22 protein-coding genes are annotated in these 25,004 nt (G+C 66.2%); 14 read left to right on the top strand and 8 right to left on the bottom strand.

All coding sequences use genetic code 11. The features are described 5' to 3' along the window. Positions 1-61 precede the first annotated feature (61 nt). The 6 genes from pheT (at position 62) to U1839_RS13120 (ending at position 7,275) form a co-directional block, all read left to right on the top strand. A complete protein-coding gene (gene pheT / locus U1839_RS13145; protein WP_332804060.1) occupies positions 62-2,428 on the top strand; it encodes a phenylalanine--tRNA ligase subunit beta in 2,367 nt (788 codons plus the stop codon). Between the two features lie 29 nt (positions 2,429-2,457). After that, positions 2,458-2,826 (top strand): hypothetical protein, encoded by a 369-nt coding sequence (locus U1839_RS13140; RefSeq protein ID WP_332804059.1) that lies wholly within the window; start codon positions 2,458-2,460, stop codon positions 2,824-2,826. Positions 2,827-2,983: 157 nt separating this feature from the next. After that, positions 2,984-4,372 (top strand): pyridoxal phosphate-dependent decarboxylase family protein, encoded by a 1,389-nt coding sequence (locus tag U1839_RS13135; protein WP_332804058.1) that lies wholly within the window; start codon positions 2,984-2,986, stop codon positions 4,370-4,372. Positions 4,373-4,394: 22 nt separating this feature from the next. Further along, positions 4,395-4,808 (top strand): VOC family protein, encoded by a 414-nt coding sequence (locus U1839_RS13130; protein WP_332804057.1) that lies wholly within the window; start codon positions 4,395-4,397, stop codon positions 4,806-4,808. After that, the gene (locus U1839_RS13125; RefSeq protein WP_332804056.1) at positions 4,805-5,683 is read left to right on the top strand and encodes an aldose 1-epimerase family protein; all 879 of its coding nucleotides are present in this window, start codon (positions 4,805-4,807) and stop codon (positions 5,681-5,683) included. The genes U1839_RS13130 and U1839_RS13125 overlap by 4 nt, the downstream gene beginning before the upstream one ends. 20 nt (positions 5,684-5,703) lie before the next feature. Next, entirely contained in the window at positions 5,704-7,275 is a 1,572-nt protein-coding gene (locus U1839_RS13120) for a peptide chain release factor 3 (protein ID WP_332804055.1), read from the top strand. Positions 7,276-7,371: 96 nt separating this feature from the next. On the opposite strand, the gene U1839_RS13115 is transcribed toward U1839_RS13120, so the two are convergent. Beyond that, entirely contained in the window at positions 7,372-8,571 is a 1,200-nt protein-coding gene (locus tag U1839_RS13115; RefSeq protein ID WP_332804143.1) for a spinster family MFS transporter, read from the bottom strand. Positions 8,572-8,715: 144 nt separating this feature from the next. Beyond that, positions 8,716-11,037 carry a TonB-dependent receptor gene (locus U1839_RS13110; protein WP_332804054.1) on the bottom strand — a complete coding sequence of 774 codons (2,322 nt, stop codon included), beginning with the start codon at positions 11,035-11,037 and terminating at the stop codon, positions 8,716-8,718. A 177-nt stretch (positions 11,038-11,214) separates the two neighbouring features. Here U1839_RS13110 and U1839_RS13105 point away from each other — a divergent pair, with 177 nt between their 5' ends. Continuing rightward, positions 11,215-11,814 carry a TetR/AcrR family transcriptional regulator gene (locus U1839_RS13105; protein WP_332804142.1) on the top strand — a complete coding sequence of 200 codons (600 nt, stop codon included), beginning with the start codon at positions 11,215-11,217 and terminating at the stop codon, positions 11,812-11,814. A 131-nt stretch (positions 11,815-11,945) separates the two neighbouring features. Here the strand turns inward: U1839_RS13105 and U1839_RS13100 are convergent, their stop codons facing one another. Continuing rightward, positions 11,946-13,679: a PHA/PHB synthase family protein gene (locus U1839_RS13100; RefSeq protein WP_332804053.1), complete on the bottom strand. Its 1,734-nt coding sequence runs from the start codon at positions 13,677-13,679 to the stop codon at positions 11,946-11,948. A 173-nt stretch (positions 13,680-13,852) separates the two neighbouring features. Here U1839_RS13100 and U1839_RS13095 point away from each other — a divergent pair, with 173 nt between their 5' ends. The 3 genes from U1839_RS13095 to U1839_RS13085 all read left to right on the top strand — a co-directional run bounded on the left by U1839_RS13095 (position 13,853) and on the right by U1839_RS13085 (position 15,881). Next, positions 13,853-15,061 carry an LL-diaminopimelate aminotransferase gene (locus U1839_RS13095; protein ID WP_281127440.1) on the top strand — a complete coding sequence of 403 codons (1,209 nt, stop codon included), beginning with the start codon at positions 13,853-13,855 and terminating at the stop codon, positions 15,059-15,061. A 6-nt stretch (positions 15,062-15,067) separates the two neighbouring features. Then, positions 15,068-15,340 carry a DUF2061 domain-containing protein gene (locus U1839_RS13090; RefSeq protein WP_332804052.1) on the top strand — a complete coding sequence of 91 codons (273 nt, stop codon included), beginning with the start codon at positions 15,068-15,070 and terminating at the stop codon, positions 15,338-15,340. Between the two features lie 112 nt (positions 15,341-15,452). Continuing rightward, a complete protein-coding gene (locus tag U1839_RS13085) occupies positions 15,453-15,881 on the top strand; it encodes an acyl-CoA thioesterase (RefSeq protein ID WP_332804051.1) in 429 nt (142 codons plus the stop codon). 2 nt (positions 15,882-15,883) lie between these two features. Here U1839_RS13085 and U1839_RS13080 read toward each other — a convergent pair whose 3' ends face one another. Then, on the bottom strand, positions 15,884-16,375 hold the full coding sequence (locus U1839_RS13080; RefSeq protein WP_281127444.1) for a winged helix-turn-helix transcriptional regulator: 492 nt from the start codon (positions 16,373-16,375) through the stop codon (positions 15,884-15,886). A gap of 130 nt (positions 16,376-16,505) precedes the next feature. Between U1839_RS13080 and U1839_RS13075 the strand changes: the two genes are divergently transcribed. The 3 genes from U1839_RS13075 to U1839_RS13065 all read left to right on the top strand — a co-directional run bounded on the left by U1839_RS13075 (position 16,506) and on the right by U1839_RS13065 (position 20,171). Beyond that, positions 16,506-16,823, top strand: coding sequence for a CC_3452 family protein (locus U1839_RS13075; RefSeq protein ID WP_332804050.1), 318 nt, complete (start codon positions 16,506-16,508; stop codon positions 16,821-16,823). Between the two features lie 119 nt (positions 16,824-16,942). Continuing rightward, a complete protein-coding gene (locus tag U1839_RS13070) occupies positions 16,943-19,039 on the top strand; it encodes a RelA/SpoT family protein (protein WP_281127486.1) in 2,097 nt (698 codons plus the stop codon). Between the two features lie 94 nt (positions 19,040-19,133). Then, entirely contained in the window at positions 19,134-20,171 is a 1,038-nt protein-coding gene (locus U1839_RS13065; RefSeq protein ID WP_332804049.1) for a glycosyltransferase family 2 protein, read from the top strand. On the opposite strand, the gene U1839_RS13060 is transcribed toward U1839_RS13065, so the two are convergent. Together U1839_RS13060 and U1839_RS13055 are read right to left on the bottom strand one after the other, a co-directional pair. Next, the gene (locus tag U1839_RS13060) at positions 20,090-20,833 is read right to left on the bottom strand and encodes a class I SAM-dependent methyltransferase (protein ID WP_332804048.1); all 744 of its coding nucleotides are present in this window, start codon (positions 20,831-20,833) and stop codon (positions 20,090-20,092) included. The genes U1839_RS13065 and U1839_RS13060 overlap by 82 nt on opposite strands. A gap of 4 nt (positions 20,834-20,837) precedes the next feature. Next, entirely contained in the window at positions 20,838-21,269 is a 432-nt protein-coding gene (locus tag U1839_RS13055) for a GtrA family protein (protein ID WP_332804047.1), read from the bottom strand. Positions 21,270-21,378: 109 nt separating this feature from the next. Here U1839_RS13055 and U1839_RS13050 point away from each other — a divergent pair, with 109 nt between their 5' ends. Next, positions 21,379-23,211 (top strand): AcrB/AcrD/AcrF family protein, encoded by a 1,833-nt coding sequence (locus U1839_RS13050; protein ID WP_332804141.1) that lies wholly within the window; start codon positions 21,379-21,381, stop codon positions 23,209-23,211. 16 nt (positions 23,212-23,227) lie between these two features. On the opposite strand, the gene U1839_RS13045 is transcribed toward U1839_RS13050, so the two are convergent. After that, positions 23,228-24,121, bottom strand: a complete 894-nt coding sequence (locus U1839_RS13045; RefSeq protein ID WP_332804046.1) for an SDR family NAD(P)-dependent oxidoreductase — start codon at positions 24,119-24,121, stop codon at positions 23,228-23,230. A 118-nt stretch (positions 24,122-24,239) separates the two neighbouring features. After that, positions 24,240-24,923 carry a TetR/AcrR family transcriptional regulator gene (locus tag U1839_RS13040; RefSeq protein ID WP_281127451.1) on the bottom strand — a complete coding sequence of 228 codons (684 nt, stop codon included), beginning with the start codon at positions 24,921-24,923 and terminating at the stop codon, positions 24,240-24,242. Positions 24,924-25,004 lie beyond the last annotated feature (81 nt).

Here is a 25,004-nt window from a genome sequence, read left to right as displayed (position 1 = left end):
TTCATGGCGCGCCCGTGCTTCTCAAGAATGCGGACAGCGCCTGGATGACGGATATTCTAGCATGAAGTTCACGCTAAACTGGCTCAAGGAGCATCTCGAAACGATCGCCGATCTCGACACGATCGTCGAGACGCTGACGCGGGTCGGGCTCGAGGTCGAGGGGGTGGAGAATCCCGGTGCGAAGCTGGCGGCGTTCCGCGTCGCGCGCGTGCTGAGCGCCGAGCGCCACCCGCAGGCCGACAAGCTGCAGGTGCTGTCGGTCGATGCCGGGGACGGTCCGTTGCAGGTGGTGTGCGGCGCGCCCAATGCCCGCGCGGGACTGGTAGGCGTGTTCGGCATGCCGGGTGCCGTGGTGCCGGCCAACGGCATGGTGCTGAAGGTGACCGAGATTCGCGGCGTCGAATCGAACGGCATGATGTGCTCGACGCGCGAGCTCGAGCTGGGCGACGACCATGACGGCATCATCGAGCTGCCCTGCGATGCGCCGGTCGGCACGCCCTATCCCGATTATGCCGGGCTCAACGATGCGGTGATCGACGTGTCGGTGACGCCCAACAAGCAGGATTGCATGGGCGTACGCGGCATCGCGCGCGACCTCGCGGCGGCCGGGCTCGGCACGCTCAAGCCGCTGGCCGCTGCCTATCGCCGCGACGCGATCGCGCCGGTGGCGGGTCAGGGTCCGGACGTGCGCACCGACGACCCCGAAGGCTGCCCGGCATTTTACGCGCAGGCCGTGTCAGGGGTGACCAACGGCGCCGCGCCGGCATGGATGCGACATTTCCTCACCGCGATCGGGCAGAAGCCGATCTCGACGCTGGTCGACATCACCAATTTCGTCTCGGTCGATCTCGGCCGGCCGCTGCACGTCTATGACAAGGCGAAGCTCAGCGGCGACCTCGTCGCGCGCAAGGCGCGGGACGGCGAGCAGGTGCTGGCGCTCAACGGCAAGACCTACACGCTCGACGCCTCGATGACGGTGATCGCCGACGATATCGCCGTGCACGATATCGGCGGCATCATGGGCGGCGAGCATTCGGGCGTGTCCGACGCGACGACCGACGTGATCATCGAATGCGCGTTTTTCGACCCCGACCATATCGCGCGGACGGGGCAGAAGCTGGCGCTGACCAGCGATGCGCGGCAGCGCTTCGAGCGCGGCGTCGACCCGGCGTTCCTCGACGATGGCCTCGCCATCGCGACGACGCTGGTGCTGGAGCATTGCGGCGGCACGGCGAGCGGTATCACCCGTGCCGGCAGCCCGCCGGTAGAGGCGCGCAGCATCGCCTATGATCCGGCACGCGCGGAGACTTTGGGTGGCCTTGCCGTCCCGGCCGATCGGCAGAAGGACATTCTCGAACGGCTCGGCTTCACCGTCGATGGCGGCTGGAACGTCGGCGTGCCGAGCTGGCGCCGCGACGTCGAGGGCACGGCCGACCTGGTCGAGGAAGTGATCCGCATCGAGGGCATCGACAAGGTGCCGTCGGTGCCGCTCGACCGCCTGCCCGGCGTGGCCAAACCGACCGCGACGCCCGAGCAGAAGCTGGAGCGCCGCGCCCGCCGCGCCGCCGCCGCGCGCGGCCTCAACGAGGCGGTGACGTGGAGCTTCCTGTCCGACGCCGAGGCCGCGCCGTTCGGCGGCGGGGCGTGGCGCCTCGCCAACCCGATCAGCGAGGACCTCAAGGTGATGCGCCCGTCGCTGTTGCCGGGACTGCTTTCGGCGGCGGCGCGCAACATGAAGCGCGGCGCCGATGGCGTGCGGCTGTTCGAGATCGGGCGGCGCTATCTGGTCGATGCCGAGCGCGCGACGTTGGGCGTGGTGCTGGCGGGCGAGCGCAATGCCAAGAGTTGGGCGAGCGGCAAGGCGACCCTGTTCGACGCGTTCGACGCCAAGGCCGAGGCGCTGGCGCTGCTCGCCGCCGCGGGGGCGCCGGTCGACAATCTCCAGGTGATGGGTGAGGCGGGCGATGCGTGGCATCCGGGGCAGTCGGGCACGCTGCGGTTGGGTCCGAAGACGGTGCTGGCGGCGTTCGGCATGGTCCATCCGCTGACCGCCAAGGCCTATGACCTCGACGGCCCCGTCGCGGCGGTCGAGCTGTATCTCGACGCGATCCCGCCCAAGCGCGCGAGCGGCTTCATGCGCCCGGCCTATACGCCGCCGGCCTTGCAGGCGGTGAAGCGCGACTTCGCCTTCACCGTGCCGGCCGGCCTGACCGCCGACGCGCTGGTGCGCGCGGCGCGCGGCGCCGACAAGGCGGCGATCACCGGGGCGCGGCTGTTCGACCTGTTCGAACGCGACGGCGTGCGCTCGATGGCGGTCGAGGTGACGTTGCAGGCGAACGAGAAGAGCTTCACCGACGAGGAACTGAAGGCGGTGGCCGACAAGGTCGTCGCGGCGGCGGCGAAGCTGGGGGCGGTGTTGAGGGGATGAGTGGATTAGTTTGACGACAGGAGCGTTGGGTGACGGACAGGTTGCAATGGTCGATACTCGCGCTCGCCCAGCCGGCTGAGGTTCAGGTCACGTTGATTCCGGAGCCATTCCCCAAAGGAGAAGAGCTCGCGCTCAATTTCGACCAAGCCATGCACGACCTACGCGACAGCTCTCGGGACATAAGCGCCGAGGAGCGCGTTGCTCTAGACGCCCTCGACGAGCTGATGACCTCCCTCAGCGGTCGGCACAACGCAGATTTCTGGCTTGATGATCGCGCTTTGCATGTCGACCCGAGGTGGGAAGATATCAGATTGTCGGCGCGCAAAGCCATCAAGGTTTTCGGCTGGGATTTTGTGGCGCCGCCGGCTTCGACTGACATCTATATTGGGGAACCCTAGAATCCGTTCGTGCTGAGCTTGTCGAAGCACCGCTCTTCGCTTTGCCCGGCGAAAGGAGGAACAGCCCTTCGACAGGCTCAGGGCGAACGGTGAGAGTGGGCCGTTCGGCGGCAAATTTCGGAATGCGTTCGCCCCCGCCTGCGCTACACCGCGCGGCATGACCGACCCCGAGTTCCCCGCCCTGACCCGCGCCGCCGAAGCCGCGATCGCCTATCGCCGCGATGTGGCGACGGCTGAGCGCACGCCGGTGGCGAGCTATGCCGAAATGCTCGACGCCTTTGCCGGACCGCTGCCCGAGACCGGCGGTGACGGCGACGCGATCATCGCCGAACTGGTCGCGCGCGCCACGCCGGGGATTCGCGCCTCGACGGGGCCGCGCTTCTTCGGCTGGGTGATCGGGCAGTCGCACCCGACCGGGGTGGCGGCGGACTGGCTGACCTCCGCCTGGGGGCAGAATGCCGCCAATCTTTCCGCCGCGCCAGCCGCTTCGGCGATCGAGGCGGTGGCGGCGGGGTGGTTGCTCGACCTGCTCGGGCTGCCGGCGAGCGCGTCGGTCGGCTTCGTCACCGGGGCGACGGTGGCCAATTTCGTCTGCCTTGCCGCGGCGCGCAGCGACGTGCTGCGCCGCGTCGGCTGGGACGTCGAGGCCGACGGCATGTTCGGCGCGCCGCCGATCACCGTGCTGATCGGCGCCGACGCGCATGCCACGGTGTTTTCGGGGCTGAAATATCTCGGGCTCGGCGCGAAGCGGGTGCAGACGATCGCCACCGACGCGGCCGGGCGGATGCTGCCGACCGCCTTTGCCGCGGCGCTCAACGCGGCGGACGGCCCGGTGATCGCCATTGCCCAGGCCGGACAGATCAATACAGGCGCGAGCGACCCGTTTGCCGAGATCGGGCCGATGGCGTGCGAGGCCAATGCCTGGCTGCATGTCGACGGCGCGTTCGGGCTGTGGGCGCAAGCCTGCCCCGAACGCGCGCACCTGACGCGCGGGGTCGAGCTGGCCGACAGCTGGGCGACCGACGGGCACAAATGGCTGCAGACGCCCTATGATTCGGGCTTCGCGATCGTCCGCGACGCCGCGGCGCATGCCCGGGCGATGGCGATCTCGGCGAGTTACCTGCCGCCGGCCGAGGGCGCCGAGCGCGATCCCTCGGCCTATGTCCCCGAGCTGTCGCGCCGCGCGCGCGGCGTTCCGGCCTGGGCGATGATCCGCCAGCTCGGCCGGAGCGGGATCGCCGAGATGGTCGAGCTGCATTGCCGGATCGCCGCCGACATGAGCGCGCGGATCGCCGCCGAGCCGGGCGTGGCGCTGATCATGCCACCCGAGCTCAACCAGTTCATGCTGCGCTTCGGCAACAGCGACGACGCGACGCGGGCGGTGATCGCGCGGGTACAGGCGGATGCGGTGGCCTATTTCGGCGGCGCGGCGTGGCGCGGCGACTGGGTGATGCGTGCCTCGGTCAGTTCGGGCGCGACGACGCTCGACGAAGGGCGGATCGCCGCCGATGCGGTGATCGCGGCATGGCGGGCGGTGCGCGGTTGACGGCGGGCAGGGGAGGAAGATGATGGCACTGAGCGGGAACGTGGCGTTGCTGCAGGTCTTCGATATGCCGACAGCCTTGACCTTCTATCGCGACAAGCTCGGCTTTGCGGTCGTTTCCGCCTCGCCCGAGGTCGAGACGCCGGAGGGGCGCTTCTCGCACTGGATGTGGCTGCGGCGCGACGCCAGCGAGGTGATGCTCAATACCGCTTATGACAGTGGCGAGCGGCCGGCGGCGCGCGACGCGGCGCGCTGGGCCGGGCATGGCGACACCTGCATCTTCATCGACTGCGACGATGTCGACGCCTTGTGGCGCGAACTGTCCGCGGCTGGTGTGGACTGCGCGCCGCCGCGCGATGCACCCTATGGCATGCGCCAGCTGCATCTGGCCGACCCCGATGGCTATCGGCTGTGCTTCCAGCATTCGATCGCGTCATGAGCGTGCCGAGCCGCATCGAGATAAGCGGCGCGGGGCTGTCCGCGACGATCGACCCGCTCGGCGCCGAGCTCGTCTCGCTGCGCGACGCCGCGGGTCGCGAATTGATGACCGATGCCGACCCCGCCTTCTGGACCGGGCATGCGCCGGTGCTGTTCCCGATCGTCGGGCGGCTGAACGGCGACGTGCTGCGGGTCGATGGCGCGGCATATCCGATGAAGCAGCATGGCTTTGCGCGACGCATGGTCTTTGCGGTGACCGCGCATGACGAGGCCCGCGCGACTTTCCGGCTGACCGACAGCCCCGACACGCGCGCCGCCTATCCCTTCCCCTTCGTGCTTGAGATCGGTTTCGCGATCGACGGTGCGACGCTGACGATGGACGTGCGGATCGCCAATCCCGGAGCGGCGGCGCTGCCGGCGAGTTTCGGCTGGCACCCGGCCTTTGCCTGGCCGCTGCCTTATGGCCACCGCAAGGAGGCGCACCGCGTGACCTTCGCGGCGGACGAGCCGGGACCGCTGACGCTGCTGAACGGCGGACTGGCGACGTCGGAACCCCAGCCTTCGCCGGTCGAGGGCCGCGTGCTGTCGCTCGACGATGCGCTGTTCGAACGCGATGCGCTGATCTGGAATCCGGTGCGGTCGCAGGCGGTGCGCTACGGTGCGCCGCACGCACCGTCACTCGACATCGCCTTTCCCGAAACGCCGCAGCTCGGCATCTGGACCAAGCCCGGCGCGCATTTCCTGTGCATCGAGCCGTGGCACGGCATTGCCGACCCCGAAGGGTTCGACGGCGAGTTGCGCGACAAGCCGGGCATCGTCATGGTTGCGCCCGGCGCCGACTGGACCTGTTCAGCGAGCGTGACGTTGCGCGACTAAAGCGCTAGGGCCGGCGCGCAATGACGACCATCTCCGACCGCCGCACCTTCGCGATCATCTCCCACCCCGACGCCGGCAAGACCACGCTGACCGAAAAGCTGCTCTATTTCGGCGGCGCGATCCATCTCGCCGGCGAGGTCAAGGCACGCGGGCAGAACCGGCGCGCGCGTTCCGACTGGATGAAGATCGAGCAGCAGCGCGGCATTTCGGTGACCTCGTCGGTGATGACCTTCGAGCGGGGCGGGATCACCTTCAACCTGCTCGACACGCCGGGGCACGAGGATTTCAGCGAGGATACCTATCGCACGCTGACCGCGGTCGATTCCGCGGTAATGGTGATCGACGCAGCGCGCGGCATCGAGGCACAGACGCGCAAATTGTTCGAGGTGTGCCGGCTGCGCTCGGTGCCGATCATCACCTTCGTCAACAAGGTCGACCGCGAGGGCCGCCCGCCGTTCGAGCTGCTCGACGAGATCGCCGACATGCTCGCGCTCGACGTGACGGCGATGAGCTGGCCGGTCGGCATGGGCAGCGATTTCGAAGGGGTCTACGATCTCCACGCCAATACGCTGAGCCAGCCCGAGGGGCCATCGCGCGAGTTCAAAGGCACGTCGGTCGCCTTTACCGGGCTCGACGACCCCAAGCTCGCCGCGACGATTTCGGCGGACGGGCTGGCACGTTTGCAGGACGAGGCCGAGCTGGCGCTGGGCGGCTACGCGGCGTTCGACGTCGAGGCTTATCGCGCGGGCGACCTGACGCCGGTCTATTTCGGATCGGCGCTGAAGGATTTCGGCGTTGCCGAGCTGATCGATGCTCTCGCCCGTTACGCACCGGGCCCGCGCCCGCAGCCGGCCGAGCCGGAAGCGGTGCTGCCCGACCGGCCCGACGTCACCGGCTTCGTGTTCAAGGTCCAGGCCAACATGGACCCGCAGCACCGCGACCGCATCGCCTTCATGCGGTTGTGTTCCGGCGTGTTCAAGCGCGGTATGAAGCTGACCCCGACGGGGCATGGCAAGCCGATCGCGATCCACTCGCCGATCCTGTTTTTCGCGCAGAACCGCGAACTCGCCGACGAGGCGTTCCCGGGCGACATCATCGGCATTCCCAACCACGGTACGCTGCGCGTCGGCGACACGCTGAGCGAGCGCGCCGATGTACGCTTTACCGGCCTGCCCAATTTCGCGCCCGAAATCCTGCGCCGCGTGGCGCTGAAGGACCCGACCAAGACCAAGCAGCTGCGCAAGGCGCTGGACGACATGGCCGAGGAGGGCGTGACGCAGGTCTTCTATCCCGACATCGGCGCCAACTGGATCGTCGGCGTGGTCGGGCAGCTGCAGCTCGAGGTGCTGCTGTCGCGGCTCGAGGCGGAATACAAGGTCGATGCCGGGCTGGAGATGGCGCCGTACGAAACCGCGCGCTGGCTGTCGGCCGCGACGCCGGCCGAGCTGAAGGCATTCACCGACCTGCACAAGGGCGCCATGGCCAAGGACCGCGACGGCAACCCGGTGCTGCTCGCCAAATCGGCCTGGGAGGTCAATTACCTCGTCGAGCGTTATCCCGCGGTGAAGTTCGCGGCGACGCGCGAGCGGTGATCACACGGCCGTCACCCCGGCGAAAGCGGGGATCTCGTGCCGTACGGGCACGCTCCGTTACGGGGAGATCCAAGCTTTCGCTGGGATGACGGGAATTTATTCGACCCAGTCCGCGCGCAGCGGCTTCGACGCGAGCCACATCAACAGACCGGCGAGCAGGTACAGCGACAGCCCGCCGAGCATGGCGTAGCGCAGCGCCTCGTCGCCATATCTGGCGGTCAGCCCGTCGGACACCGCACCGAGCACGAAGCTGCCCGCGCCAAGCCCGATGAGATTATTGATCAGCAGGAAACTCGCCGAGGCGGTGGCACGTATATGCGCCGGCACGAGATGCTGCACCGCCGTGACGACCGGCGCGAGCCACAGATAGACCAGCGCCTGGGGAATCAGCAGGAACAGGAACGCCGCGACGGTCGAGCCCGACATGATGCCGGCGGCGAACAGCGGCACCGCGACGAAGAAGGCGATCGCCGGCGCGCGGGCATAGATGGCGCGGTCGCGCGCACCGAAGCGGTCGCCGACATAGCCGCCGAGCAGGATCCCCGGCACGCCGCCGATCAGCAGGATCGCGCCGTAAAATTGCGCGGTCTGGACGAGATCGAGATGGAAACTGCGCTTGAGCAGCGAGGGCAGCCAGAAGGCGAGGCCGTAGCCGAGCATCGAGCTCGACGCCGCGCCGAGCGCGAGCAGCCAGAAGCTCGGCTTGGCGGCGAGAATCGCGAACACCCGGCCGACCGGCGCGCGGCCGGCGACGGGCGCAGCACGGACCGGCTCGCGCACCGTGAAGCGGAAGATCGGCGCGAGCAGCACACCCGCCGCGCCGACGACGAAGAACGCCGTGCGCCAGTCGACCCGCGCGGCGATGTACCCCCCGAGCAGCACGCCGGCGGCCGAGCCGAGCGGGATACCGAGCGAATAGACCGACAGCGCACGGGCGCGCGAGCGCGGCGGGAACATGTCGGCGATCACCGCATAGGAAGGCGCGATGCCGCCGGCCTCGCCTACACCGACCCCAATGCGGGCGGCGAACAGCTGGCCGAAGCTGGTGGCAAAGCCACAGGCGCCGGTGAACAGGCTCCACACCGCGAGGCTGAGCGTGATTACCCAGGTCCGGCTGGTGCGGTCGGCCAGCCAGGCGAGCGGGATCGCCAGCGTCGAATAGAGCAAGGCGAAAGCGAGGCCGCCGAGCAGCCCGAGCTGCTTGTCGCTGAGCTGGAGATCGGTCTTGATCGCGGAGGCGAGGATGCCGAGAATCTGGCGGTCGACGAAATTGAAGGTGTAGACGAGCAGCAGCATGACCAGCGCGAAATTGCGGTAGCCGGTGGCGGCGGGCTTGTCGGTCGTCACATCTTTCCCCTCGGAATCGGAAAGGACCGGGCGCTTCGCGATGGAAGCACCCGGTCCCCTTCCCCCTTTACCACTGCCCCGAAGGGCTGCGGCTCAGAACTTGGCAGCGACCGTTACGAACACCTGGCGCGGGTTGCCATAGAAGGCGGTGGCGATGCCTTCCTTGCCCAGCGTCGGGACGTAGGCACCAGCTGACGTTACGTTGATATATTGGTAGCCGCCGATTTTGTAGTGAACGTCAGTCAGATTCTTGCCGTGCACGCCGATCGAATATTTTCCACCGTCGAGGCTGTAGGTGATGTGCGCATCGAGCAGAGTGTAGCCGGGCTGGTCGAGGAACGGGCTGGCGGTCTCGAACTGGTGTGTCAGGCTGCGATATGACACCACCGTCGAGGCGTTGATCGACCCCGGGCCGACCGGCAGCACCGCGCCGAGCGTACCCGACAGCGACCAGCTCGGCGTGTTCTGGAACACGCGGGCATTGGCGACATCGGCGCCGGTCGGGCCGATGAAGGTCTTGTACTTGGCGTCCATGTACCCGAGCGTACCGGCGAGCGTAATCGCCGATCCCGCACCGGCAAAGCCCTGCGCCAGCCGCGCATTGGTTTCCACTTCGACACCGTTGATCCGCGCCCTGGCGGCGTTGGTGGTGATGCCGCAGAAATTGGGCGCGCCGTTGATGATGCAGCCAACCGAGCCGGGAATCTGCACATCGGTATAGTCCGAATGGAAGCCGTCGATCGCCCAGGTCAGCGCGCGGTCGAACGCCGCGCCCTTCCAGCCGATTTCATAGCTTTTCACCGATTCGGGCCGGAACAGGAGGTAGTTGTAGATTTCCTGATAGCTCCGCACGCCGTCCTGGTTGACGTCCGGCGCCGAGGCACCCGAGCCGCGCGGATCGAACCCGCCGCCCTTGAAGCCTTCCGAATAGGACAGATAGAACATGTGCTGGTCGTTGGGCTTGAACGCAACCGAGGCGCGCGGCGTGAAGCGCTTGAACAGCGCGCGACCGGTGAAGTCGGTCGCGGTCGCGCCGAACGGCACCGGCGCGCCCCCGAATTCCGCCGGCACGCCGAGATAGTTGGCCTTGAAGACATGCGAATTGCGCTCGTCCCAGGTGTAACGGCCACCCAGCGACAGGCTGAACTGCGGGGTGAAGTCATAGGTGAAGTCGCCATAGAAGGACTCGGTCTCGGTCCGCACATCGCCTGCGGTATAGGCATCGAATCCGGGGAACGTCGTGCCGAGCAGCACGCCGAACCCGGTCGATGCCTTGGCCCCGAGATAGTAGAAGCCGACGATGCCGTTGAGCTTGTCGCTCTTGTAAGCGAACTGGAATTCCTGGCTTGTCTGCTCATTGCGATACAGGCCGGGCACATCAACGTCGGTCGCGGGCAGCGAGTCGAAATCGATCGGCGTGTAGGTACGATCCTTGCGGAACGCGCTGATGCTCTTGAACGTCAGATGATCGCTGAGCTGCGCCTCGGCGGTCATCGAAAGGCCGCCGGCCCAGATGTCCTGAATCGGGTTGTTGAGCCCGGCTTGGGTGTCAAAGACGTTGGCCAGCACCGGCGCACCCGAAAGCAGACCCGGGATCAGGCGGTGGCCGTTGCGCGGGTTCGACTTGTCATGCGTGTAATCGCCGGTGATGCGGATCGACATGCGCGAGTCCGGCGTGGCGAATTCGATCGTGCCGCGGGCGGCCCAGATGTTCTTGTTGTAATTGTCGATGCCGAGATTGAGATTGCGGCCGAAGCCGTCGCGGGTCAGCCGCGCGCCCGACAGACCGACCTTGAACATGCTGCCGATAGGGGTCGACACGCTGACCACGCCATCGGCCTGGTTATAGCTGCCATAGGTGCCGCGCAGATTGATTTCTGTATGATCGGGCAGGCGCCGTGTGACATATTTCACCGCGCCGCCGATCGTGTTGCGGCCATAAAGCGTGCCCTGCGGCCCGCGCAGGATCTCGATCCGCTCGACGTCATAGATGTCGAGCACCGCCGCCTGCGGGCGGTTGAGATAGACGTCGTCGAGATAGATGCCGACGCCGGATTCGAAGCCGGGGACGGGATCCTGCTGGCCCACACCACGGATGAAGGCGGCGAGCGTCGAGTTGGTGCCGCGCGCATCCTTGAGCGTGATGTTGGGCGTCGTCGTCTGGATGTCGGTCAAGTCAATCGCGCCGGACTTGGCGAGCTTGTCGGCGGAAAAGGCCGTGACCGCGATCGGGGTCTGCAGCAGCGACTCGGCGCGGCGGCGCGCTGTGACGACGATGTCACCATTGTCCGGGGCAGCGGCCTGTTCGGGCGCCGGTGCGGCAGGCGCGTCCTGCGCGAGCGCGGGCGCGGCCATCAGGGCGGCGAACGCGGCACCGGCGCAGAGCACGGCGCGCGTGGAATTCGGGCGTGACATGGTAGATCTCCCCTCCTGCAGCGCCACATGGTGGTTCCCGGTCTGTTACCGGGTTGTGCGCCAGTTGAAGTCGCTATACTGAAACCTGAACCAGGTTTCAACTTGGGATTGGGGAGGACGCGAAAAATGGTCGGTGAGCGTGTCCCATCGGCAACGCCGGGCAGTCGTACCGAGGCGATGGCAGCGAGCGAAGGCAAGGCGCCGCGCACCGAGCGCGGGCGCAAGACGCTGCGCGCGATCCTTGACGCTGCGGCGATCGAATTCGGCGAACGCGGTTTCCACGAGGCCTCGATCAGCGGGATCACGCGCCGCGCCGGCGTCGCACTGGGCAGCTTCTACACCTATTTCGATTCCAAGGATGCGGTGTTCCGCGCGCTCGTTCGCGACATGTCGAACCGGGTGCGCGACGAGGTCGCCCCGGCGATGCGCGCGGTGCAGGGACAGATCGCCGCCGAGCGCGCCGGCCTGCTCGCCTTCCTGCAGTTTGTGCAGGGGCACAAGGAGATCTACCGCATCATCGACGAATCAGAATTCGTCGATCCGGAGAGTTTCAAGCTGCATTATTGCACCACCGCCGATCGTATCGCCGCACGCCTCAAGGCGGCGGCCGAGCGCGGCGAGATCCGCGCCGATATTTCCGAGGTCCATGCCTGGGCAATGATGGGGATGAACGTGTTTCTGGGGCTGCGCTACGGCGTCTGGGCGGAGGATCATGCGCCGGCAGAGATCGCCGATGTCGCCGCCGATTTGCTGGAGCGCGGCATCGCGCCACGGTGAACGATCCTTCTTCGTCATGCTGAATTTGTTTCAGCATCCATACACGGTCACTCGAGCCAGGAGCGACGCGCCTGTGACCACCGACCGCGTATGGACCCTGAAACCAGTCAGGGTGACGGTTGGAATGAGGCCTACCGCGCCCTCACATAACTCCCCGGCGCATCCTCGATCGCCTTGAGCTTGCCCTTGCCGGGTATGCGCGCGCCCTTCGCGGGCACGGTCGCGGGGTCCTGTCCGGTCAGCCATTCGAGCCAGTCGGGCCACCAGCTACCCTTGGTTTCGGTCGCACCCTCGAAGAATTCCGCGAGCGTCTTCGCCGGCGCCGGGTTGGTCCAATATTGATATTTGCCCAGCGCCGGGGGATTGACCACGCCAGCGATATGGCCGGAGCCGGCGAGCACGAACCTGATCGGTCCGGTGAACTGGTCGGTGATCTTCCACACGCTTTCGGCCGGCGCGATATGGTCCTCGCGGCCGGCCTGGACATAGGACGGCGTCTTGACCTTGGTCAGGTCGATCGGCGTGCCCAGCACAGACAGGGCGCCCGGCTTGACCAGCAGATTGTCGCGGTACAGGTCAGTCAGGTAACTCATGTGCCAGGCCGAGGGCAGGTTGGTCGTGTCGCTGTTCCAGTGCAGCAGGTCGAACGGCGCATAATCCTGGCCGAGCAGGTAATTGTTGGTGACGTAGTTCCAGATCAGGTCGCGCCCGCGCAGCAGATTGAACGTCATCGCCATGTAGCGCCCGTCGAGAAAGCCGTCGGGCGACAGCGACTTGAGCACGCCCAGCATCTCGTCATCGACGAAGTGCAGCAACTCGCCAGCCTGGTCGAAATCGACCTGCGCGGTGAAGAAAGTCGCGCTCCTGACCTTCTTGGCCTGCTTGCGCGCCGCGAGCACGGCGAGCGTCGCGGCCAGTGTCGTGCCCGCGACGCAATAGCCGATCGCATGCACCGCGGGCACATCGAGCAGATCGCGGATCATGTCGATCACGTCGAGCTGCGCGGCGATGTAATCGTCCCACACGACATGCGCCATCGACGCATCGGCGGAGCGCCACGACACCATGAACACGGTGATGCCATGATCGACGCACCAGCGGATGAAGCTCTTTTCCGCCGTCAGGTCGAGAATGTAGAAGCGGTTGATCCAGGGCGGGAAGATCACCAGCGGCACCGCCAGCACCGATTCGGTCGCCGGGGCATATTGGATCAGTTCGTAAAGATCGGTGCGTCGGATGACCTTGCCCGGGGTCGTGGCAAGATTGCGCCCGACCTCGAATGCATCGGGCGCGGTCTGCGTCATCTGACCCTTGGCCATGTCGGCCAGCATGCGCTTCAGCCCGGTGAGCAAATTCTCGCCGCCAGTTTCGATCGTCTTTTCGAGCACCAGCGGGTTGGTCGTCGGGAAATTGGACGGGCTCATCGCATCGATGAAGCCGCGCATCGCGAATTCCACCTGTTGCTTCTGCTTGGCATCGAGCCCGTCGAGCGACGCGACATTGTCCAGCATGTAATCGGAGACGAGAAGGTAACTTTGCCGGATCCAGTCGAACACAGGATTCTCGTGCCAGCGCGGGTCGCGGAAGCGCTTGTCGCCGTCATGCGGTGACGGCGTCGGATCGGGCGCATGCGTCGGATCGATCATGCGCTGCCACAGGCCGAGGCTTTGATTCCAGAAGTCGCGCGTCCGCGCGAGCGTCGCGGGATCGGTCAGGCCGGGGATCGGTGGCAGCGCCTCGGTCACGGCCGGCAACTCGAGTCCCTGTTCCATCACCTGCTGCTGCAGCCGGCCGAGCAGCAAGGTCCAGCGCTGCATCTCTTCAAGCGTCGGCATCGCCGAAAGCTGATCATCACGCTCGGACATCAAAATCCCCGCCCGTCTTCTATGGTGCGACAAGCCGGCGCGGGTGCGCAGGACGCAGCGGCGATCGGGACCCTGATCATCAATTTCCCTCCCGGGCGGCGCAGCGGCGAATTTCGTGCTACATAGCGCGGCGTCGCCGCGTTGGCGACCACAGCCGAAGGCAAGATCGACCCATGTCTGACGAATTCTACCGCATCCGCCGCCTGCCCCCCTATGTCATCGCCGAAGTCAACGCGATGCGGGCTCAGGCGCGTGCGGCGGGCGAGGACATCATCGATCTCGGCATGGGCAATCCCGACCTGCCGCCTCCGCAACATGTCATCGACAAATTGTGCGAAGTGGCACGCAAACCCGACGCGCATGGCTATTCCGCGTCGAAGGGCATTCCCGGGCTGCGCAAGGCGCAGGCCAATTATTATGGCCGCCGCTTCGGCGTCGATCTCGACCCCGAGACCGAGGTCGTCGTGACGCTCGGCTCGAAGGAGGGTCTCGCCAATCTCGCCCAGGCGATCACCGCGCCGGGCGACGTCGTGCTCGCGCCCAACCCGAGCTACCCGATCCACACCTTCGGCTTCATCATTGCCGGGGCGACGATTCGCAGCGTGCCGACCACCCCCGACGAGCATTATTTCGAATCGCTCGAGCGCGCGATGGCGTTCACGGTGCCGCGTCCCAGCGTGCTGGTGATGGGCTATCCGTCCAACCCCACCGCCGAGGTCGTCGACCTCGCCTTTTACGAGCGCGTCGTCGCCTTCGCCAAGGAGCACAAGCTGTGGGTGCTGTCCGACCTGGCCTATTCCGAACTTTATTATGACGACCAGCCGACCCCTTCGATCCTGCAGGTCAAGGGCGCCAAGGACGTGGCGGTCGAGTTCACCTCGCTGTCCAAGACCTATTCGATGGCCGGCTGGCGGATCGGCTTTGCGGTCGGCAACCAGAAGCTGATCGCCGCGCTGACGCGGGTGAAATCCTATCTCGATTACGGTGCCTTCACCCCGATCCAGGCCGCCGCCGTCGCCGCGATCAACGGCCCGCAGGACATCGTCGAGGCCAATCGCACGCTGTATCGCCAGCGCCGCGACGTGCTGGTCGAGAGTTTCGGCCGCGCCGGTTGGGAAATCCCCTCACCGCGCGCGTCGATGTTCGCCTGGGCGCCGCTGCCGCCGGCGCTGCAGCATCTCGGCAGCCTGGAGTTTTCCAAGCAATTGCTCACCCATGCCAAGGTCGCCGTCGCACCGGGCGTGGGTTATGGCGAAAATGGCGAAGGCTATGTTCGGATCGCGATGGTCGAGAACGAGCAGCGGTTGCGGCAGGCCGCACGCAACGTGAAGCGCTATCTCACCAGCATGGGCGTCAACACCCCCGCACAGCAGAGCGGCTAAGCCGCCATGTTCCTGCTGCGCGGCGTCGAGAGCCACCCGCGGTCGTTCGTCAAGGCGGTGTCGTGGCGCGCGCTCGGCAGCATCGATACCTTCGTGCTGGGCATGATCTTCACCGGCGGCAACGGCAAGATCGCCGGTGCGATCGCCGGCACCGAGGTGATCACCAAGATTTTCCTGTTCTATTTTCACGAACGGATCTGGTCGCTGGTGCGCTGGGGGCATCGCTTCGACGCGCCGACGCCGGACCAGTCGGGAGAAGGCGCGCCGATCGCGCCCTGAACGACGTGTACGGCGAGTCAGCCGAAGCGATGGTTCACGCCATCGCAGCGGTGCCGCCGGTCGAACGCGGATTGCAGTGGAAAGCGATCCGCGAGGCGGCTAGCGACGCGCGATGACCACCCGCCCCGGCTTTGCCTTCTCCACCCGCTTCAAGGTCCGCTATGCCGAGATCGACGGCCAGAAGGTCGTCTTCAACTCGCGCTATCTCGAATATGCCGATGTCGCGGTCACCGAATTTTGGGACTGGACGGGAATCGCCGCGGCGCTCGGTCCTGTCTGGCAAGAGACCGAATTCCATGTCCGCCGCACCGAGATCGACTATCTCAAACCCTTCGTGCTCGGCGACACGGTCGAAGCGTTCGTCGCCGTGACCAGGCTCGGCAATTCCAGCCTCACGCAGCGGTTCGAACTCTGTCACGGCGAAAGCGGTGCGCTTCATACCGTCATCGAAATGGTGATCGTCAATGTGCATCTGCCGACCGGCCAGCCGGCACCGCTTGCCGCCGACGTGCGCGCTTTCCTCGAGCGCCTGATCGGGTAACGCTATTCGGCCGCGTTCGCGACCGGCGCGTGATCGCTGACATCCTCGCGCAATGCCCAGTGCATGTCGTGTTTGGTGAGCACGCGGCCATCCCATGAGGTCACGGCGACCGGCGCCACCGGCCGCATGTCGCGCGCATCGACCAACACCGGGCTCGCCGGCGTGCCGGTTTCCCAGCGCTCGCCCCATTGGCGCAGCGCGACCATCGTCGGGAGCAGCGCCATGCCCTTCTCCGTCAGATTATACTCGATCTTGCGACGATCATCGGGCATCGCCTCGCGCGTCAGGATGCCGTGCTCGACCAGCCGAGCCAGGCGATTTGCGAGGATATTGCGCGCGATACCCAGTTCGGACTGAAATTCCTCGAAGTGATGCAGGCCATTGAACGCGGCGCGCAGGATCATGAACGACCAGCGTTCGCCCATCGCCTCCAGCGCCGCGGGCAAGCTGCACTTGACCAGTTCGCGCAAGGGCTCGCGGAGTTTCTCGTCCATCAATCCTCTACCCATTTTTTCAGCCTATCAAATTTCCCGCCGTCATGGGAATGAAATATAAGTTTCTAGTTGCAACGAGCAACCTAATATACTAGGTAGTGATTCGCAACTGATAAAACAGGAGGTCCCCATGATCCGTTCCACCGCTCTCATCGCCGCTGCCATCGCCACGGCCGCCCTGCTTTCGCCGATCGCAGCCAACGCCCAGGGCCCGGCCGGCTTCTACGCCGCGACCCCGGCGACCCAGCCGACGAACGCGACCATCATTACCAATGCGACGCTGTGGACGCTGCACGACGCGACCTACACCGCCAACCGTGCGCCCGAGCGCCCCAACATCCTGTGCGAACTGGTCGTGAAGCGCGTCGGCAAGCTGACCAGCTTCTCGGCCGGCGGCCAGGCGTTCGATGACGCCGCGCTCGCCAAGTGCAACGCCCGCGCCAAGTAAGCTACCTCGTCCCCACGAGGCTTTACTGAGCCCCCTCCGCCGCGCGCGGAGGGGGCTTTTTTCATGTGACCGCCCCTATTTTGTTGCAAAGCAGCAGCCTCGAACGCCATCTTGGCCAAGTGTTGCGTCAATATGAACTCGTCGATCGCGTCCTGAGCTACGATCCGCAAGCCGACGAGGCGTTGCTCAACCGCGCCTATGTCTTTTCGTTACAGGCACATGGCAGCCAGAAACGCGCATCGGGCGACCCCTATTTCAGCCATCCGATCGAGGTCGCCGGCATCCTCACCGACCTCCATCTCGACGCGGAGACGATCGCGACGGCGATCCTCCACGACACCGTCGAGGACACTGTCGCGACGCCGGAGGAGATCGAGCGCGTGTTCGGGCCCAATGTCGCGCGGCTGGTCGACGGCGTTACCAAGCTGTCGAAGATCGAGGCGCAGACCGAAAGCGAACGCGCCGCCGAGAACCTGCGCAAGTTCCTGCTCGCCATGTCGGACGACATTCGCGTGCTGCTGGTCAAGCTCGCCGACCGGCTGCACAACATGCGCACGCTCCATCACATCCCCAAGCCGGAGAAGCGGCGGCGCATCGCGCGCGAGACGATGGACATCTATGCCCCGCTCGCCGAGCGGATCGGCATGTACGAGTTCATGAAGGAGATGCAGACGCTCGCCTTCAAGGAGCTCGAGCCCGAAGCCTATGAGTCGATCGACAAGCGCCTCACCCAGCTCAAGGAGGGCGGCGGCGACCGCATCGCCAAGATCGGCTCGGGCCTCAAGCTGCTGCTGTCGCGCGCCGGGGTCGAGGCGGACATTTCGGGCCGCGAGAAACACCCCTATTCGATCTGGAAGAAGATGGCCGAGCGGCACATCAGCTTCGAGCAATTGTCCGACATCATGGCATTTCGCGCGATCGTGCCGACCGAGGAGGATTGCTACCGCGCGCTCGGCATCATCCACCGGCGCTGGCCGATGGTGCCGGGGCGCTTCAAGGATTATATCTCGACCCCCAAGCGCAACGGCTATCGCTCGCTCCACACCAGCGTGATTCATGCCGACAATACCCGCGTCGAGATTCAGATCCGCACCGAGGCGATGCACGAAGAGGCCGAGCTCGGCCTCGCCGCGCACTGGGCCTATAAGCAGAACAAGGTCCGCCCCGAGACGCAGGTGTCGTGGATTCGTGATCTGGTCGAGATTCTCGACCATGCCGAGAGTCCGGAAGAGCTGCTCGAACATACCCGCATGGCGATGTATCAGGATCGCATCTTTGCCTTCACACCCAAGGGCGAACTGTACCAGTTGCCCAAGGGCGCGACGCCGATCGACTTCGCCTATGCCGTGCACACCGATCTCGGCGACCAGGCGGTCGGCGCCAAGATCAACGGCCGTGTCGTGCCGCTGCGTACCGAGATCAGCAATGGCGACCAGGTGCAGATCCTGCGTTCCAAGGCGCAGGTGCCGCAGGCGGCGTGGCTCAACTTCGCGATCACCGGCAAGGCGCGTGCTTCGATCCGACGCTTCCTGCGCATCAAGGAGCGCGAGGAGACGCAGAAGCTCGGCCGCAAGCTCTATGACGATATCGTCGCGCGGCTGCCGGTGCCGATCGGCCCGGAGGCGCTCAAGGCGGCGCTCAAGAAGCTGAAACTGCCCGACGAGGCGGCGCTGCTTGCCGCGGTCGCGCGTCGCCGGCTGGCCGATGCCGATGTCATGGAGGCGCTGATGCCCGGGGCCGGCGCGTCGGCCGGCGCGCCCGAGCGTGCCATGCCGCACCAGGCCGGGGCGATCTCGATCCGCGGCCTGGCGCGCGGCGTGGCGTTCGATCTCGCCGAATGCTGCCACCCGGTGCCCGGCGACCGCATCGTCGGCCTGCGCCGCCCGAACGAGGGAATCGAGGTTCACACCATCGATTGCCCCTCGCTCGCCAACAGCGACGATGCCGACTGGGTCGACCTTTCCTGGGGCGACAAGGCCGAGGGCGCCACCGCGCGGATCGCCGTCGGTGTGAAGAACGAGCCCGGCGCGCTCGGCGTGATCGCGACGATCATCGGCCAGCAACGCGCCAATATCGTCAACATGCGGCTCGACAACCGGGATAGCGGCTTCCACACCAACACGATCGACGTCGAGGTGCACGACCTGCAGCATCTCAGCAAGCTGATGACCGCCTTGCGCGCTGCCGATGCGGTTAACAATGTCGAGCGGATCTAGCGCAGGCTGTTGCAGCGCCACCGGCGGAATTTGGCGGGCGCCCGCGCAACATCGCACATGACGCCGCGCATGCGACCCGCTATGCACCGCGCCCATGCATCGTCCCGCGCTTTCCGTCGTCATCCCCTGCTACAACGAGGCCGCCTGTCTCGAACTGCTCCACGCCCGCGTCTCGGGCGCGGCCAGGGCGGCGGTCGGCGACGATTACGAGATCCTGTTCATCAACGACGGCTCGCGCGACGACAGCTGGCCGGCGATGCAGCGCCTCGCCGCGGCCGACCCGCGGCTGATCGCGATCAACCTGTCGCGCAACCATGGCCACCAGCTCGCGCTGACCGCCGGGCTCGACCTGTGCGCCGGCCAGCAAATCCTGATCATCGACGCCGATCTGCAGGACCCGCCCGAACTGCTCACCAAGATGCGCGCGACGATGGCCGAGCAACAGGCCGATGTCGTTTATGCCGTGCGCCGCAAGCGCGCCGGCGAGACGATCTTCAAGAAGCTCACCGCCGCGATCTTCTACCGCATGCTCGACCGGCTGACCGACACGCCGATCCCGCTCGACACCGGCGATTTCCGGCTGATGTCCAGGCGAGCGCTCGACGCCTTCCTGTCGATGCCCGAACAGGCGCGCTTCATCCGCGGCATGGTCGCCTGGGTCGGTTTCCGCCAGGTGCCGTTTCTCTACGACCGCGCCGAGCGCCATGCCGGCGAGACCAATTATCCGCTCGGCAAGATGATCCGGCTCGCCTTCGACGCTGTCACCGGTTTCTCGACCGCACCGCTGCGCTTCGCCAGCCATGCCGGGCTTGCGCTGACCGGGGCGTCGCTGCTGCTGCTGGTCTATATCGCGTTCGGCTTCTTCTTCGGCCATGCCGTGCAGGGCTGGACCTCGACGATGCTCGTCGTCGTGTTCCTCGGTGCGGTGCAGATGTTCGTGCTCGGCATGATCGGCGAATATCTCGGCCGGCTCTATGTCGAATCGAAGCGGCGCCCGCTCTATCTCGTCGGCGATGTCGTCGGCCCGGTGCTGGGCCGCGCGACGCTCGGTTATCGCGCCGAGGAGCCCGAAGGCGAGACCAGCGTGACGATCGAGACCCCCGGCGACAGCGGCACGCGCCCGACGAGGTGACGCTCGGCGCGGAAGATGCGCTCGAAAATCGCGTTGAGGAAGGGCGACGGCGGTGAATCGTCGCTGTCGTCCTTGCCCGTCAACCGTCCGATCATCCGCGCCGCCACTGCCAGCGGGAAGAGCAGCGAATTGAAATAGCGCAGACCGTTATGGCTGAGCCCGGCCTTGGCGATCGCGGCGGCCAGCATGGTCTTGGAATAGCGCCGGTGGTGGTGGTTGACGACGTCATGCGCGCTCCACAGCCAGGTATGCGCCGGGACCGTCACGAGGATCTTGCCGCCGGGGGCGAGGCAATCCGCCATCGCCTTCAGCGCCGCGACATCGTCCTCGATATGCTCGACCACGTCGAGCACGGCGATCAGGTCGTAATGGCCGCGCGGCACATCCGGTAGCGCGGGCAGCGGCGACGCGCTGACCGGCCGGCCGAGCCGCTCGCTGGCGATGGCGCGCGCGGCGGGGTCGATCTCGATCGCGTCGACGGTGCCGAATGCGCCGAGCATCGGCAGATTGTGCCCTGTCCCGCAGCCAATCTCGAGGATCCGCGCCTGTGCGGGCAGGTTGCCCTCGCGCGTCAGATAGTCGGCGAGGATGTCGCGCCGCGCGCGGTACCACCAATGCGTTGAATCGTGCGCCGCCATGCGGTCATAGACGATGCGGTCCATAGATTTAGCCGAACACCCATTGCCGGTTGAGCGCGAAGGTCGCGACCGGGATGACCGTGAAGGCCGGGATCAGCGGGATCCAGTTTGCGCCGTGGAACAGCGGGCCCGTAATGATCCAGGTGAAGGCGAGATTGAGCAGCAGGCCGAAACCTTGCACCAACACGAACTTGACGTGCTGGCGCCCGCTCTGGTCGCGCGTGCCATGCCCCTTGAAGCTCCACGCGCTGTGCAGGAAGAACCCCGCCGTCACCGCGACGGCAAAGGCGAACGGCACCGCGAACACGGCATGGCCCTTCGCGAACACATGGTTGGCGAGCGGCAGATAGACCGCCGAATAGATCGCGCTGGCGATCACCCCGGCGATGCCGAAACGGATCAGCTGGCCGAGCAGCCCGCTCGTCCGCAGATGCACCACTTGCTTGAGAATTGCCGTCACGCCTTAACTTGCCCTTTGCGGGTGGTGCACTAGAGGAAGTCGGTCGGGAGTGAAACCGGATTGTTCCGGCAAGATTGGGACGGAACGCGTGGACGACACCCCTGAAACGATGCCGCGCGGCGAAAGCACCGGGCATGCCATTCCCTTTGCCCGCGAAATCGAACAGGATTGGGTCAAGCTGACGCTGATCGCCTGGGCGGTGATCGCGGCTTTCTATGTGTTCGAGCGCTGGAACGCGATCCACTGGCTGTCGCTCGGCGACACCGACGACAATATGCGGCTGATGCAGGTCCGCGCGCTGCTGAACGGGCAGGGCTGGTACGACCTGCGCAATTACCGGCTCAACCCGCCGGTGGGTCTCGACATCCATTGGAGCCGTATCGTCGACCTGCCGATCGCCGGCCTGATCCTGATCCTAAAGCCGTTCGTCGGCACGCCCGAAGCCGAGCGACTGGCCTGCGGCATCGCGCCGCTGCTGCCCTTCAGCCTGGCGATGCTCGGCGTCGCGGCGACCGCGCGGCGGCTCGTCCACCCGCTAGCCTGGCCACTCGCCATCGTGCTCCTGCTCGGCTGCACCGCGACGATGCTGATGTTCATGCCCGATCGCATCGATCATCATGGCTGGCAGCTCGCGATGCTCAGCCTGACCGTCGCCGGGCTGTGCGACCCGCGCGCGGCACGCGGCGGCGCGATCGTCGGCGCTGCATCCGCGGTGTCGCTGACGATCGGCCTCGAGATGCTGCCCTATGCCGCAATGGCCGGCGCGATCATCGCGCTGCAATGGATCTGGGATCGCACCGAGGCACAACGCCTGACGGTCTATGCGTTGACCCTCGCCGGCGGCAGCAGCATCGGCTACGCCGCCTTCGCCTCCAACGCCAACCGCGTGCTGCGCTGTGACGCGCTGACGCCGGTGTGGCTGTCGGTGATGGTCGTGGCGGGACTGCTGCTGTTCGCGCTTGCCCGGTTGAACCCGGCGCGGCGTGAGGTTCGCCTCGGCCTCGCGGTGCTCGCCGGCGGCGTGATCGTCGCGGGCTTTGCGCTGGTCTTTCCGCAATGCCTCGGCCGGCCCGAACAGGTCTCGCCCGAACTGGTGCGGACCTGGCTGGACAATGTCCGCGAGGCCAAGCCGATCTACAAGCATCCGTTCCGCACTGCCTTCCCGATCGTCACGCTGCCGATCATCGGGCTGCTCGGCGCGGTACTGGCAACGTGGCGTGCGCGAGGCACGCCGCGCCAGACCGGTTGGGCGGCGGTGTTGCTGTTCGGCACCTTCGCCGCGGCGATGCTGCTGTGGCAGGCGCGCGCCGCCCCGGCAGCGCAACTGCTCGCGGTGCCCGGCGCGACCGCGCTGGCGTGGATCGTCTTGCCCTGGTGCCTCGGCAGCCGCTCGATGCTGATCCGCGTGTTCGGCACGGTCGGCGCGTTCCTCGCCATTTCCGGACTGTTCGCCGGCCTGATTTTCACGCCGTTCAATATCCGGCTGTTCGGCCGGAACTTCGGCTATCAACCGCCCGACCGGCCGAGCGCCTATATCCAGCGCGTCAACAATGCGAGCGGGCTGTGCCCGACGATCCCCGCCCTGCAGCCGCTCGACCGGCTGCCGGCACAGACGATCTTCACCTTCGTCGATCTCGGCCCGCGCCTGGTTACGGTCACCCACCACAATGCGGTTGCCGGCCCCTATCACCGCAACGGCGACGCGATCCTCGACGTGCATCACGCCTTTTCGGGCAGCGCCGATCAGTTCCGCGCGATCGCGCATCGCCACGGTGCGACGCTGCTGCTGGTGTGCCCGAACATGGCGGAATCGACCGTCTACCGCGCGCGCAATCCCGGCGGCTTCTATGACCAGCTGGCGCACAACAAGGTGCCGGGCTGGCTCGAGCCGATCGCCATGCCGGCGAAGTCGCCGCTGCGATTGTGGCGCATCCGCTACTAGCGGTTCGTCGCGCCGGTCAGCGCGGTACCGCGGCGACGGGTTCCGCCATGCCGGCGCTGGCGAGTTCGCGGTCGGCCTGGATGAAACCATAGGCCGGGACGATCTCGCCGTGCCGGTCGCTGATCGCATCCCAGTGCCGCACGACCTGCTCGCCCGCGTCGGCGTCGGCGCCGATCTGGAGACCCGACGAGAGCGTCACGCTGGCGCACGCGAAATGGCCCGCCCCGGCGCAGAGGATCGCGCGCGTCGGCGCGTCGGCGCCGGTCAGCGCGAGCAGGCCGGGGCTCACCAGAGCCGGATCGAGCAGGTGAAGGCCGGCTTCCGACAGCACGCCCTGCGTCATCTGCGTCGCCGCCGTCGGGGCGAGGCAATTGACGCGAATGTCGTATTTCTCGCCTTCGATCGCCAGCGTCTGCATAAGCCCGACCAGCGCCATTTTCGCTGCCCCATAATTGGCCTGGCCGAAATTGCCGTAGAGACCCGATGACGAGGTCGTCATGACGATGCGCCCATGACGTTGCGCGCGCATGATGTCCCACACCGCCTTGCTGCAGACGACTGCACCCATCAGGTGGACGTCGACCACCAGCCGGAAATCGTCGAGCGTCATCTTGGCGAAGCTTTTGTCGCGCAGGATGCCGGCATTGTTGACCAGAATGTCGATCCGGCCCCAGCGATCCATGACCTGCTCGACCATCGTGCCGACCATCGCTTCGTCGCTGACCGAGGCCGCGATCGCCAGCGCGTCACCGCCAACCGCGACGATCTCGGCGGCGACACGCTCCGCCGCGTCGCGCGTGAGATCGTTGACCACCACGCGCGCATTCTGCCGCGCGAGGAACAGCGCATGTTCGCGGCCCAGCCCGCCGCCAGCGCCGGTGACGATGGCGACGCGTCCATTGAGTGACATCCGGATCCTCCCCTTGTTTCGTGCCGGGAGGCATAGCCAGTCATTCATTCACTATCAATATAGTGAAATCCCTCTCGGCTGCGTGAGGCGTGACGAAGCGGCGGCCGAGGTCGTGTTGCTAGTTGGTGTGCCCGCGACAGATCGAGAGGAAACCGCCGGCCATGAACAGCGCCATATGCTCCTTTGCCGCGCTGAAATCCTCGCTCTTGCACAGGCCGCCCGACAGCTTGTCGATCCGCCCGGTCCGCGCCAGCGTCAGCATCAACGCGCCGGTGACGAACTGATAACCCCAGAAGATCCGCTCCTCGGGACATTCGGGCAGCGCTTTTTTGAGCAGGCCGATCAGCCGCAGCACGACGGGGTCGAAATGCGTGTCCATCAATTCGGTACCCCATTCGGGGGTGTTGGCGACCTGTGCGGTGAGTTGGGCGTAGTTCTTCCAACCCTCGCCGCTCTCGATATAAAGGTCGAGATCGGTGTCGAGGAACGCGCGCAATGCCCCCTCGACGGTCGGCTTGCCGCCCGTTGCCGCCTCATATTCGTCCAGCACCTTCATGCGTCGTTCGCTGGTCACCACGGCGCGCCGTGCGAACACCGCATCGAACAGCGCCTTCTTGTCGGCGAAATAATAGTTGAGCAGCGTGTGATGGACGCCGACGCGCTTGGCGACTTCCTTGAGCGTCACGCCATAGAGGCCGTGTTTGGAAAAAAGATCTTCGGCCGTGTCGAGGATCTGCTCCATCGTTTCGGCGCGCTGTTCGGCCTTGCGCGGCTTGCGGGGCGGTTTCACATCCTGGGTCACGACATTGTCCTTTCAGTCAGATTGGCCGACCGTCAAGCCATGTCGCCGTTGCCGACATAATATTCACGCGCGAGAGAGTGT

Source organism: Parasphingomonas halimpatiens, from assembly GCF_036663795.1.
In the GTDB taxonomy this organism is placed as follows: domain Bacteria; phylum Pseudomonadota; class Alphaproteobacteria; order Sphingomonadales; family Sphingomonadaceae; genus Sphingomonas.
This window is presented reverse-complemented; position numbering and strand designations above follow the sequence as displayed.